Source organism: Spirosoma profusum (assembly GCF_014699005.1).
Classification (GTDB): Bacteria; Bacteroidota; Bacteroidia; order Cytophagales; family Spirosomataceae; genus Spirosoma; species Spirosoma profusum.
On record NZ_JACWZY010000024.1, the window covers coordinates 133,318 to 146,384 of the forward strand.

General features: G+C 47.7%; 8 protein-coding genes and 1 pseudogene. 3 read left to right on the forward strand and 6 right to left on the reverse strand.

The genetic code is table 11. The features are described from left to right. The first annotated feature begins 12 nt into the window (after positions 1 to 12). Both IC229_RS24280 and IC229_RS24285 read left to right on the forward strand, forming a co-directional pair. Positions 13 to 432: a c-type cytochrome gene (locus IC229_RS24280; protein WP_190889729.1), complete on the forward strand. Its 420-nt coding sequence runs from the start codon at positions 13 to 15 to the stop codon at positions 430 to 432. Between the two features lie 97 nt (positions 433 to 529). Then, entirely contained in the window at positions 530 to 3,745 is a 3,216-nt protein-coding gene (locus IC229_RS24285) for a ligand-binding sensor domain-containing protein (protein ID WP_190889732.1), read from the forward strand. Positions 3,746 to 3,759: 14 nt separating this feature from the next. Here the strand turns inward: IC229_RS24285 and IC229_RS24290 are convergent, their stop codons facing one another. The 6 genes from IC229_RS24290 to IC229_RS24315 all read right to left on the reverse strand — a co-directional run bounded on the left by IC229_RS24290 (position 3,760) and on the right by IC229_RS24315 (position 12,635). Further along, on the reverse strand, positions 3,760 to 4,689 hold the full coding sequence (locus IC229_RS24290) for an alpha/beta fold hydrolase (RefSeq protein ID WP_190889734.1): 930 nt from the start codon (positions 4,687 to 4,689) through the stop codon (positions 3,760 to 3,762). 290 nt (positions 4,690 to 4,979) lie between these two features. Then, complete coding sequence (locus IC229_RS24295; protein ID WP_190889742.1) at positions 4,980 to 7,751, reverse strand: putative Ig domain-containing protein; 2,772 nt, start codon at positions 7,749 to 7,751, stop codon at positions 4,980 to 4,982. Positions 7,752 to 8,253: 502 nt separating this feature from the next. Next, positions 8,254 to 9,864: an acyl-CoA carboxylase subunit beta gene (locus tag IC229_RS24300; protein ID WP_190889744.1), complete on the reverse strand. Its 1,611-nt coding sequence runs from the start codon at positions 9,862 to 9,864 to the stop codon at positions 8,254 to 8,256. A 31-nt stretch (positions 9,865 to 9,895) separates the two neighbouring features. Further along, a complete protein-coding gene (locus IC229_RS24305; RefSeq protein ID WP_190889746.1) occupies positions 9,896 to 10,483 on the reverse strand; it encodes a Uma2 family endonuclease in 588 nt (195 codons plus the stop codon). Between the two features lie 121 nt (positions 10,484 to 10,604). After that, complete coding sequence (locus tag IC229_RS24310) at positions 10,605 to 11,612, reverse strand: MlaD family protein (RefSeq protein ID WP_190889748.1); 1,008 nt, start codon at positions 11,610 to 11,612, stop codon at positions 10,605 to 10,607. A gap of 180 nt (positions 11,613 to 11,792) precedes the next feature. Continuing rightward, positions 11,793 to 12,635, reverse strand: a complete 843-nt coding sequence (locus tag IC229_RS24315; protein WP_223834171.1) for an N-acetylmuramoyl-L-alanine amidase family protein — start codon at positions 12,633 to 12,635, stop codon at positions 11,793 to 11,795. A 157-nt stretch (positions 12,636 to 12,792) separates the two neighbouring features. On the opposite strand from IC229_RS24315, the pseudogene IC229_RS24320 reads away from it, so the two are divergent. Continuing rightward, positions 12,793 to 13,067 (forward strand): annotated as a pseudogene (locus IC229_RS24320) (hypothetical protein); the annotation flags it as partial.

Here is a 13,067-nt window from a genome sequence, read left to right on the forward strand (position 1 = left end):
TATCGATTGATAATGAACGTCTTACAGAGCAAGATTTGGAAATTCTCACTTATTACATTGCTTCTGCCTGCCGCTGTTCTGGCGCAGGCGCCAGCCAAAAAACCAGCCGCTAAATCATCCGGACAGGTTATTTACGAACAACATTGCCTTACTTGCCACCAAGTAAATGGGTCGGGCGTACCTAATCTGAATCCGCCGTTACGTAACACCGATTGGGTAAACGGCGATAAAAACCGCCTGATTAACGTAGTGCTGAAAGGCTTGCAGGGACAGGAAATCGAAGGTGATATGTATGACAACGCCATGCCCGCTCACGATTTCCTGACCGACCCTCAAATCGCCGATGTACTGACTTATATACGTAGCAGTTTCGGCAATAAAGCGGGCGCCGTTACCGCCGAAGAAGTAAAAGCAACACGCAGTCAGAAATAATGTTACGTTTGCTTACCCTAATGAATCATCCCAAACTGATAAAGTGGAATCGCTTCGGCGGTAGGTTGAAAATGCACGGATTTCGATGAATTAACCAATGATGTGGATTTCTAGTTGGTTTACCCTTATCCTAACCTTACTAAAAAAGACAAAACCTATTTGCTTCAACCTGATAGGTTTCCTCCTCATTTTCTCCTGTTGCGGCTGGGCTCAATCGCCTACTGTTCCTGTTTCTTCTAATATTTTCTTTAGTCAGCTTTCAACGAAAAACGGCTTATCCTACAATCTGATCAATTGCCTCCATCAGGATCGTCAGGGTTTTATCTGGATCGGTACGTTTAATGGGCTAGATCGGTTCGACGGAACTCATTTTATCCCTTTTAAGCATAACCGCACACAGTCCAACTCGATTGCCCATAACAATATTATGGACATTTGCGAAGATAAAGCCGGTAACATCTGGGTGGCGACGGTGAACGGAGTAAGCCGCTATTCGAAAGACTCGAATACGTTCACTAATTATTTATTGGAAACAAATTCATCGGAGGCTTTTAGTAACAATGTTGTCAACAATATTCTTTGCGATCGAAACGGGACCATTTGGGCAACCTCGCTGGGCGGATTATTTGAGTTTTTGCCGGCCAAAAATCGGTTTAAAGCGTACCGGCATGATCCCGCCAATCCAGCAACCCTTTCGTCGAACCTGATCCATCGTAATTCGCTTGTTGAAGACCCCAATCATCCCAGATTGTGGTTGGGATCAGGAAAAGGGCTTAACTGTTTCGATCTGAACAAGAAGGTTTTTTACAATTACCGAAACAATCCACAACATTCGACCGCTTTCACCGATCACCGAATCTATCCGCTGGCTTTCGACCGACTTGGCCAATTGCTATTCGGTGATGAACACCAGCGACAATTACTGGCGTATAACGCAAAAAATAATCAAACTACGGCAATAACCCCTGTTTTAGCGTCGAACAAACAAGTTGAACTCGCTTCTATTTCGGCCATTTACATCGATCCGCAAAATGATATCTGGCTGAGTAGCTGGAATAATGAGATTTTCCATCGGACTTCAGCTACCAATACCTGGATCCAACTACAGCACGACGATGCCGATCCAGGTAGTATAAATTCAAACTTTTTCTGGGATGCGCTCCAGACTCGGGAGGGTGTTACGTTTGTTGGCGGTCTGTATGGTTTGTCTATTTATAAACCGAACAATGCCTATCAAACTATTTTTAATCCTGCTCTTGCTTTTCCCGAGCGCAAATCCCCGCTCCGCATTTTTTCTTTAGTTGAGGATGACGCGGGTACGGTATGGATGGGTACGAATTGGAATGGTTTGATCGCCTATAATGTAAGCAAGCAGACATTTACAACTCATCCGGTTGCTGGCCATGCTACGTTGCCTTTATCGGTAAGTACTGTTTTTCATCTGGCGATTGTCGATGATAATATCTGGGTATGCACACGTAACGGCATTCAAATTTTCAATCCCGTTACCCAACAGTATAAACCCTTCACCGGAATACCTGCGAAAGAAAAATTGCAGGAATCCTATGTCACCTGGATGTTTCAGGACAGCCGTAAAACGGTCTGGATCAGTGCTTCATCCAGATGGCTCTTCGAGTATCATCCGCAAACGAAAATATACAAACGACATAATTTAGACAGTTTATCGGGTTCTTCCGACGTAACAAACGTTACGTCCTTTGCGGAAGATAAACTGGGAAATGTCTGGTTTGGTACGTATCTGGGGCGATTATATCAATACAACAGCAATCAGCAGACATTTACGGTTCATTTGCCGAATCAGAATCAAAGACCCCGGGTACTGCAACAACCGATCAATGACCTTTGGGCCGGACCTGACAACAAAATCTGGTATGCTTCGGAAGGAGGTGGTTTGGTCCAGTATGATCCAGTGCGGAACCGGTTTAAATCCTGGATGGAAAGTGATGGTTTGCTGATGGATGTATGCAACCGAATACTGCCTGATCGTCAGGGGAATCTATGGGTCAATTCGTATGAAGGACACACCATCTTTGATCCGGTACGTGAGCGGATTGTAAATCCGCGTGTCAGGTATGGGCAACGGGAAAATAACTTCTTTTCAAATACGCAGTATCGACTTCGCAACGGTGATCTGTTATTTGTCAATACGGGTAATCTGATCCGGGTCAACCCCGACAAAATTGGTGGCGCACAAGCTGCCTCGAAGCCTGTCATCAGTAGTTTGGCCGTATTTGAAAAATCCCGCCCACTTTTTTCCGATACGTCCCCTATTGAGTTAACGTATAAAGAAAATTTTTTTACGCTGGCATTTTCGTCCCTGGCGGCTCCTGGCAGCGCTCCGATTGAGTATACGTATCGGCTGACAAACTATGACCCGGATTGGGTACGTAGTGAAAACCGAACGTTTGCTACGTATACGGGCGTAAAAGGAGGGCATTATTTGTTTCAGGTGAGAGCCCGTACGCAGCAGGGCAACTGGAGTTCGGTTCAGTCGTTACCGATTTATATTCAGCCTCCGTTCTGGCAAACAGGCTGGTTTCAGCTTGGCTTATTCGGTACGTTTATTGGCCTGTTTATCTTCATTGCCCGAAATCGGGAGAAACGACTGATGCTGCAACAAGCCGAGAAAAGTGAGTTTAAGGAACGACTTGCAGCCACGGAAATGAAAGCGTTACGTTCGCAGATGAATCCGCATTTCCTGTATAATTCATTGAATGCGATTCGGCTGTTTGTGTTGCAGAACGACAGTGATAATGCGGATAAATACCTCGTCAAATTTTCCCGATTAATGCGACTGATTCTGGATAATTCGCGTCAGGAATGGGTCACACTGGCTAGTGAACTGGAGCAACTTCAACTCTATCTGGAACTGGAGCAGCTACGTTTCGATCATAAATTCGAGTTTGTCATCGAAACAAATCCTGATCTCAACAAGGAAAGTCTGCTCATTCCGCCCATGATTATCCAGCCCTACATTGAAAATGCAATTCTTCACGGCATCGCGCATAAAACAGAAACCGGTACGATCTGGGTACGGGTACGTTCAACGCCAGACCATCTGGAATGCGTTGTGGAAGATGATGGTATTGGCCGACGTAGAGCCGCTGAACTCAAGAGCCGAACCCCAACGTCGCACCGAAGTGTCGGGCTTCAGGTGACCGCCGAACGACTTCAGCTAATTGGGCAACGTAACGGAAAACAAACGGGTGTTACGGTTATTGACAAAGAGAACGAAGACCATCAGGCAACGGGTACGCGGGTTGTGATCGAACTACCGTTAATGAACGCCTAAATCGTCAAATCATACTACGTTGTTACTACTGCGGAAGAGGCCTGTTTGAAGAACTCAAAAGCGAGTTGCAGGGCCTGCCGCGACGTTTCGATGCCATGACCCGTCTGCGGTAAAATCCGACTGGCACGCAATCCCGGAATATGAGCAGCCGCCAGTCGTTGGGTTTCTCGTGGTGGAAATAACAGATCATTTTCACCCAGAATCAAATAGATATCGGTTTGTATTCGTGCTAAATCGTGTTGAGGCAATGGAGCTGGATAATCGCCTTTGAACCGATGATTTCGCAATACATAAAGAAAATAGCAATCGATAAGATTACGATAGGCGCTGGATGGCTGATGAAAGGGCGCACAAAATATAGCCTTATTCAGAAATTTAGATATAGTGGTCGATGAAGGCCATACAACAGGAAGTATGTTGTAGAATAAATTCTGAATCGAGAGTGAAAACGGTTGTATTCCTGCCGGATTCAGCAGAATGGCTTTGTGAACCCGCTGCGGTGCTACGAGGCATAAATTGAGGCAAATCAGTCCTCCCAACGAAGCGCCAAGTATGGTTGCTTTGCTTATGTCGAGCGCATCGAGAAGTTGAGCAGCCCAATAGCCATAATCCCGACTTTTTATATTCAGGTACTGCCCATCGCTCAGGCTAGGTTGCCCGTTTACATCCACAATATAATACCGGCAATTATCGCGAAAGGGCGCCAGCACATTATCCATGTCCCAGAATAGGCCACAGGTACGGGCACCCGGAAAAAACACCAGCGTTGGTGCCTCTACCAGATGAGGATTCGCAGCCCAGACCCTGGTATTACCAAACGCTGTTTGAATAGTGAGTTGCTGATACTTGAACCCATTGAGGAGTTCAACCTCCTGATTCCAGTTTTCCAGAAACTGGACGGCTTCGTCAGGCTTTTTGAATGTGGATTGTCGATACGTCTTCATAGACTTACTGATTATAGTCAAAATTAACAGCGTTCATTGCCGGTAAAAAAATGAACTTAACAGCTGGTAGTTAGCAGCTTACAATAGGCTCTACTTATTTGATAATTGGAACTGGTTTGGCTTTTTAATTGCCGTTTGAGGAGCTAATAGCGACTTTCCTTTATTATTCCGGGAACAAAACTCACAAAATTCATTACCCCGATCTGCGATGATACGTAGCAGACCGGGGTAATGAATTTCGGATTCTGAAAAGCTAACACCAACGTAGTAGTAAGCTGGCAAAGAAGAACTTATTGTTTAATGACTTTGATAGACATGGTTTCTCGAGCAGTGCTGACACGTAGCAGATACATCCCACTGATTGCCTGACCGATACGTAATCGCTCCTCATGACGTAGCGTTGTTACGTTGATAGCCCGGTCGAGTAAGGGGCGTCCGTTCAAATCCGTTAAAAAGAGACGTACTGATTGGTCCTGCGCATTGTCAATCGTAACCGTAAACTCCTCCCCTACCGGATTTGGGTAAACCCCGGCTTTCAGACTGGCAATTGACTCCGTTGTTACGTTGGCAGCGAGTCGGGCACCAACCGGGCACTGGGCGCGAATGTCCCAGATATACGTTACTTCCTGACCACTCTGACGGGCACGTAGCAGCAAGGGTTGCGCATCGGCAGCGGTCCGTAAATCCAGGTCAACAAACTGGTTCGGGTTTGTCGTCCAATCAGTGATACCGATGGAACGGAACTCGATGGACGTACCATTTCCGCCGGTAGTCTGGAACGTAAAGGCGCCCGTCTGGCAGTTGTACTGGGGCGCTACCAGTTGCAGCCCATTACCACCGCCATTGGCCGGATTAACCGTCAGGGTAAATAGTCCAGCCGCCGACAACCCGCCCGAATCGGTGGCCTGAATGCTAACCTGAAAACTACCCGATTGAGTAGGTACGCCACTGAGTGTCATACCATTGAGTGAAATTCCATTTGGCAAACCCCAGGCTGTAAGCGTCATGACCTGATTTTCAGGGTCTGAAAATACGTTGCCCGGCAATACGTAGCTGAACGGACTATTTTGCTGAGCTACCTGATTAACCAGGTTACCCGTATAAAAAGGCGGGCTGTTGGGTCCAACCGGGCACTGAGCGCGGATGTTCCAGATGTACGTTACTTCCTGTCCGTTCTGACGGGCACGTAGCAGCAGGGGCTGTGCATCGGCGGCCATCCGAAGCTCAGTATCAACAAATTGGTTTGGATTGGTCGTCCAATCAGTGATACCGATAGAGCGAAACTCAATAGTCGTACCATTTCCGCCGGTGGTCTGAAAGGTGAAAGCACCCGTCTGGCAATTGTACAAGGGCGCGATCAATTGCAAATTACCCGGTTGAGGTGGGTTAACCACCTGTTTAACCTGAAGCATGTAGCTGGTCGAAGCAAATAATCCACCAGTATCGGTCGCCTTAATTGTAATTGTATAATCCCCTAGTGCCAGCGGAGGGCCGGAGAGCGTGTTGCCATTTAACGTAACACCATTGGGCAAGCCTGTTGCGGAGAGTGTGAGCGGTTGCCCTTCCGGGTCAGTAAACGTGTTGGCGGGAATAACGAAATTGTAGTTACTTCCAAATTGGACTTCCTGATTACCAATGGGCTGACTTACGTAAGGAGCCTGATTTGCAACGCTTTGGGGAGTGAATAAATAGGTCGTGCCTGCACCATATTTGTACTCTCCACCAGCAATATCAGTACTATTGTAATAAGCGCCTATCAACGCCATATCTCCTTCTAAAGCCACTTCCTGACCAAAGAAGTTGTAGTTTGTCCGGTCATTAGCCACGGTTTTGTTGGCCAGATTCCAGGAGCCGTTGGGCTGGCGTTTATAAAAGTAAGCACCGCCTGATCGATCAATTGGATTGCCACCCGAGGGATCGAACGCGCTACTGGGGCTACCTACCAGAAATGTACTACCCGACAGAGCCACCGACATCCCAAAGCGATCATTGGCCGCTCGATCAGGAGCAGTCACTTTACTGACTTGCTGCCATTGACCATTTATCTGTTCAAATAGATAGGCTGAGCCGGCATCCGTCAGGGCATTCCCATTTTGCTGATCAGTCGTGTTATAAGGGGCGCCTACCCCTATGTAATTCCCTGATATACTGAGCGATGTGCTAAAATAGCTACCAGCCGAGCGGTCGTTGGCCACCAGCTTTGCCTGTTGCTGCCATTGCCCGTTCGGCTGCCGGACAAACACATAAGCAGAACCGGCAGCTAGTGCAAAATTGTTGCCTTGAGCATCATAAGAATCTGTGGAACCAATCACTGCATAATTGTTGTCAAGAGCGACCGTTTTACCGAAATTAAGCCCCGATCTGCGGTCAGATGCCAGAAGTTTTGCGACCTGCGTCCATTGTCCATTTGGCTGGCGTTGAAACACAAAGGCCGCTCCCGCACCAGTTAATGGATTACCACCGTTGCCATCTGTCGTGTTGTTGTACGAACCGGCAATGATAAAATCACCGGAGATAGCAAGGGCATTGCCAAAATTATGATTAGCACCCCGATCTGGCTCAACCAGTTTAGCGACCTGCGTCCACTGCCCATCCCCCTGTCGTTCAAATATATACACTGCACCCGCGTTCGCAATTGGATTAGCGCCATTGGCATCGGTTTTACACCAATGGGCACCAACAGCCGCATAATTTCCCGAAATAACTGCCTGCTCACCGAAATAGTCCTGCTGTGCCCGGTCGCTGGCTACAAGTTTCTGTTTTTGGATAAATTGCCCGTTAGGTTGCAATTCGAAAATATAAGCAGCCCCTGCATCCGAAATAGGATTGGCATTGTTGGCATCTGTATCGGTATTCAGAGCGCCGATAATGGCGTAGTTTCCCGAAATGTCTAGTGAATTACTAAAGAAGTTAAAAGAATCACGGTCGCCTGCCACTATTTTCTGCTTCTGCGCAAACTGAGCCTGTACAGGCTGGAGCATACCAAGCAGCAGACATGTAGTGATCAGGAGTAATTGGTGAAGCTGGAACCGTTCGCGAATGGATTGAATAAACGTTAGCATAAACGTGAGGTTTGATTAAGATACAGTGACCAGGCTCTGAAACCTTGTTCAGATAGGCGACGGCGAAAATAGAAGACAGGAGGTAGGAGCTGCGAGCGAGACTAAATAGCTGGCGGCTTTACATAAGCAGTAGGTAGAATCGATTGTATAGTTGACAGCCTTATCATCTGTACAATCGGGGCCAGCTACGTTACTAAACCAACGCAAAAAGTGAATTTGCTACGTTTAAACGAAGCCTTTCCCAGGCAGATTTGGAACTGAACGTAATACGTTTGGAGAGGAGAAGAAACAACCGACGAGTTGCCAGTATGCAAAACGACTGTTTATTCTCGCTCGTAATGCATTGTTAATTGAAGGACGTAGCAGCAGTTTGGCATACGAACGTAGTGGTTTGACGTATCACTCTCGAAATAGATTGTTCGAGTTTTTGTATAAAAATGCTACGTCCGTGATTCAACAAAGACGCCTTTATAACTGCTACGTTGTTTAGGGAGAAAAACCACTACGTCTGAATCACCCCTACGCTGTATGGCTTTGTGATGGGTGCATGGTTGGCGGCCGCCATGCCCTCGGAGAGAATTGTCCGGGTTTGCAGCGGGTCAATAACTGCGTCGACCCAGAGTCGGGCGGCTGCATAATAGGGCGACAGTTGGGCGTTGTATTGATCAGTTATTTTTTTCAGTTGTTCCTGTTCTTCTTCAGGCGTCATGGGCTTGCCTTTCGCTTTCTGGGCCGCTACCTGAATCTGGAGCAGTGTTTTGGCGGCCGAAGCGCCACTCATTACGGCCATCTGTGCCGTCGGCCAGGCCAGCATCAGGCGAGGATCGTAGGCTTTGCCGCACATGGCGTAGTTGCCCGCTCCGTACGAATTTCCAATAACAACCGTGAATTTGGGCACCACCGAGTTAGCCATGGCGCTGACCATCTTGGCACCGTCTTTAATAATACCGCCCTGCTCAGCCCGACTGCCAACCATGAAGCCTGATACGTCCTGCAAAAACACCAGCGGGATTCGTTTCTGGTTGCAGTTCATGATAAAACGAGCAGCCTTATCGGCGGCATCTCCATAAATGACACCGCCCATCTGCATTTCACCAGCCTGTCCGGTACGTCCTTTAGCTTTCACCACTTTACGCTGGTTGGCCACAATCCCCACCGCCCAACCGTCGATTCGAGCGTAGCCACATAGTAGCGACTGACCATAACCTGGTTTATAGGCATCGAATTCGGAGTTGTCGACAATCCGCTCAATAATCTCCAGCATGTCATATGGTTTGACGCGGTCGGCTGGGAGAACTTGGTAAATCTCGTCGGGGTTTTTCGTTGGCGGAGCAGATTCAGTACGGTCGAAGCCAGCCGATTCGGTATGACCGGTTTTATCGAAAATCCGCTTGATAGCGTCCAAACAGCTTTTATCGTCGGGGTATTTGTTATCCACTACGCCCGAAATGTCGGTTTGCGTGGTAGCTCCACCCAGCGTTTCGGCGTCAACATCTTCACCAATAGAGGCTTTTACCAGATAAGGGCCAGCCAGAAAAATGGAACCGGTTCCTTCCACGATCAAGGCTTCGTCGGACATAATTGGCAAATATGCACCGCCCGCTACGCAGCTTCCCATGATAGCCGCTACCTGCAAAATACCCATCGCCGAAAGTTGGGCGTTATTGCGAAACGTCCGGCCGAAGTGTTCTTTATCGGCAAAAACTTCGTTCTGCAAGGGCAAATAAACGCCCGCGCTATCGACCAGATAAATAATCGGCAATCGATTTTCCAGCGCGATTTCCTGCGCCCGCAGATTCTTTTTAGCTGTAATTGGAAACCAGGCACCGGCTTTTACAGTCGCATCGTTCGCCACAATCACGCACTGACGACCTGATACGTAGCCAATCCCCACCACTACGCCCCCCGATGGACAACCGCCGTGTTCGGCATACATACCCTCACCCGCAAAAAGCCCGATTTCAACAAACGGTTTTCCGTCATCAGCCAGGTAATCGATACGTTCGCGTGCCGTTAGTTTTCCTTTCCGGTGCTGATCGTCGATTTTTTTGGGCCCACCACCGAGTTGAGTTTGGGTGCTTCGTTGGGTTAATTCGTCGAGGAGAGATTGCATGTAAATAGGCGTCAGTGGTAGGGCTAAAATATTAGCTGACTGCTAAACCTGTTGTACGGGCGTACGTTTTAGCCAGCGAAAGAGTCAGGCCGATGGTTTGAATGGTAAACTGATGAGCTAGATCATCGGTAGTCTGCTCAGCGAGTGTCCATTGGCTAAGATCATTTTTACGCCATACCTCTACAGCAACTCGTTGTGAATCAACCAATACGTATTCCTGAAACGTAGGAATGCTACGATAGCGCAGAAACTTCCGTCCCCGATCGAAATCTTCCGTACTTGCTGACATTACCTCAATTAAAACTGCTGGATTGAGTAAGTTGTCAAATTCATCGGGCACTAATTCGGGCTCATCACAAACAATCACAATGTCGGGATAGGCAAACAATTCCGTCGCGGGCAAGTAAACGCGCATATCCGACGAAAAAGACTGGCAAGACGCTTCTTCGAGAAAAGCACCAATTAGTACGGACAAGTTCTCAGTAATACGATTATGATTGCGGGTTGCACTAGCCATAGGAATTACTTCACCATTGAAAAACTCGCTTTTGTCGAGGGCCTGCCGTTCGGCGGAAAGGTATTCCTCGGGGCTCATTATCCGTTTTTCAACTGCTACCATATCCTAAGGAGTTTATTTTCTTAAAAATACACGCCCGTTCTCGAATTAACAACGTAGTTCCTCACCAACGTAGTGAAGACGTATTACGTTACGTTTGGTAACGTATCACCAGTGCGTTACGTTACTTTTGGGTTGAATCAGCCTTCGTCGGAATCACAGTGGCTGTCGTGATGGTCGTATTCGCAGGAAGCTCAGTTTTGGCTTTATCTTTTTTGCCGAAAAGTGAAAAATGAACGTAGCGTCTGGGGTTTTCGCGCAAGTCGGTCAGGAGTTTTTCAAGGCTGGCCGTCGTTTTGTTTACGTTGCTGTACAGCGCTTCGTCGGAGGTTAATTTACCCAGCGAACCTTTTCCCTGGTTAACGTCCAGCAGGATACGTTGCAGGTTATCGACCGTTTTGTTAACTGTCAATAAAGTTTGTTTCAGTTGCAGACCCTGAAGCGAGTCGGCAAACGTATCGGCTTTGGCCAGAATAGGTTTGAGTTGTTTTTCGGTTTCGACCAGCGATTTGGACAGGTTGCTCACGTTCGCCAACGTAGCACGAAGTCCAGCCCGGTTTTCGCCGATGGTCAGATCGAGCGTTTTCACACCATTATTGGCGCTACGTAGCGTCTGATTGAGCATCACGCCCGTCTGGTCGAACTGGGCTACTACCTTATTTAGTTGATACGTTAGCGAATCGACGTTGTTCAGAACAGGTAGCGTTTTTTCGCGAATCAACGCCGATAAGCCTGTCTCCTTCGCCGATACTAGATTTCCCCCGTCTTCGAGCAACGGTTTGCTGGCGTTAATACTACTGAGTTGAATCATTTTTCCACCCAGCAGCCCATCATCGGACAGGAAAGCTTTCGTACCCTGCGTGATACGTATGCCCTGGTTAATCTCTACCGTAACGAGTAGTTTATTTTCCTGATCCTGAAGGATTTCAATAGCTTTTACCCGGCCGACAGTTAGGCCGTTAATTTTGATAGGATTTGAAACGGTCAGGCCATCAATATTGTCATATACAACCTTGTATTTATTGGTTGTATTGAAAAAGTCAGAGCCTTTTAGAAATCGAAAACCAAAGTAAAACATCGCCAGTGAGACAACCGCCAGCAATCCTACTTTTACTTCCTGTGAAATTTTCATGCGTGAGAAAACGTGAACAACTCAACGAGCTGCGTCACTCCGTTGATTGACCATATAACCAACTTCGACGCCAGTTTGTCCCTTAATTTAGGGAAATAATTGATTAATCAGGACCCGACAGTGGGAGTCGCGCCAGCGACTAACTGGGTTGCAACAATGTCGCCGACAGCCGGAGCCTTTTTACTCTGCCGTTTCGATTTCTTCTTTATACCGGGCGAACGCTTTATAAATAGCATCCGCCATTTCCTCCTGTCCATCTTCGGAACGCAGGTAATCTTCCTCTTCGCGGTTCGACATATAGCCGGTTTCAATCAACACACTGGGCATCGTCGTTTTCCAGAGAACGATAAATCCTGCCTGTTTTACCCCGTTGCTTTTCCGGTTGGCGTTTAACCGAAAGCTGCGCTCAATTTTTTCGGCAAAGTTGATACTGCTTTCCATAAACGCGTGCTGATAATTAGCCAGCATAATAGTAGCGAGGGGCGAATTCGGATCGAAACCTTTGTACGTCTGCTGGTAATTTTTTTCCTGGAGAATTACCGCATTTTCCCGTCGGGCAACGTCCAGATTACTTTGCGTACGGTGTAAGCCCAACGTATACGTTTCGGTTCCATAAACCTTACTACTCGAAGGACTTGCGTTACAGTGAATCGAAATGAACAAATCGGCCTTATTGCGATTGGCAATAGCACCGCGTTCATACAAATCCACAAAGTGATCGGTAGTTCGCGTGTAAATGACCCGAACATTTGGATGGCGTGACTTAATTTTACGACCAAGAAGCAGAATTAGCTCCAAGTTGACTGTTTTTTCTTTGGCATACCGGCCATGCGTCCCTGGGTCTTTACCACCATGTCCGGCATCAAGCACAATAGTGCGTACCTGATTCGGAGCCGCCTGAGCCTGAGATGCCTGCCGAGTGGTATCCTGTGGCGGTGCCTGCAGGAGCGCGTCGGGCGTTGTCAGGGCAAGGAGGGGTAATACCAGAATAGCCAATGTTGTCACTATTCCGTGAGTTGACATCTTTATGGGTTTAATAATATTTAACAGCCGAAAACGGTTCAAAAAGACAGTGGGATAATCGTTCGTGAATACCTTTGTAAGCCATAGACTTTGCAGTCTTTAGGCAAATATAATTTTTTTAATAAACCTGAAAAAAGGACACTTTATTTTGCGGCCCTTGCAGATTCGACTTATTACCGCATTACGGGCCTTTCTGGGGCTTACTGGAATGCTATTGACATTCAGCGCATTGGCCCAGAATCCAACCTTACCCAGACTGCCCGCAAAGGGTGGCATCCCGCCCACTACGGTGCCTTCTCAGCGCGTTGCAGACCCATCCAAACCGGGGCCATCCAGTCCGGGACAATCCAGTCCGGGACAATCCAGTCCGGGACAATCCAGTCCGGGACAATCCAGTCCGGGACAATCCAGTCCGGGACAATCCAGTCCGGG

What these genes read in the sequence shown, in the direction of transcription:
- IC229_RS24280 (WP_190889729.1), top strand. Translation starts at nt 13, where the DNA reads ATGAACGTCTTACAGAGCAAGATTTGGAAATTCTCACTTATTACATTG.
- IC229_RS24285 (WP_190889732.1), top strand. Translation starts at nt 530, where the DNA reads ATGATGTGGATTTCTAGTTGGTTTACCCTTATCCTAACCTTACTAAAA.
- IC229_RS24290 (WP_190889734.1), bottom strand. Translation starts at nt 4,689, where the DNA reads ATGAAGACGTATCGACAATCCACATTCAAAAAGCCTGACGAAGCCGTC.
- IC229_RS24295 (WP_190889742.1), bottom strand. Translation starts at nt 7,751, where the DNA reads ATGCTAACGTTTATTCAATCCATTCGCGAACGGTTCCAGCTTCACCAA.
- IC229_RS24300 (WP_190889744.1), bottom strand. Translation starts at nt 9,864, where the DNA reads ATGCAATCTCTCCTCGACGAATTAACCCAACGAAGCACCCAAACTCAA.
- IC229_RS24305 (WP_190889746.1), bottom strand. Translation starts at nt 10,483, where the DNA reads ATGGTAGCAGTTGAAAAACGGATAATGAGCCCCGAGGAATACCTTTCC.
- IC229_RS24310 (WP_190889748.1), bottom strand. Translation starts at nt 11,612, where the DNA reads ATGAAAATTTCACAGGAAGTAAAAGTAGGATTGCTGGCGGTTGTCTCA.
- IC229_RS24315 (WP_223834171.1), bottom strand. Translation starts at nt 12,635, where the DNA reads ATGTCAACTCACGGAATAGTGACAACATTGGCTATTCTGGTATTACCC.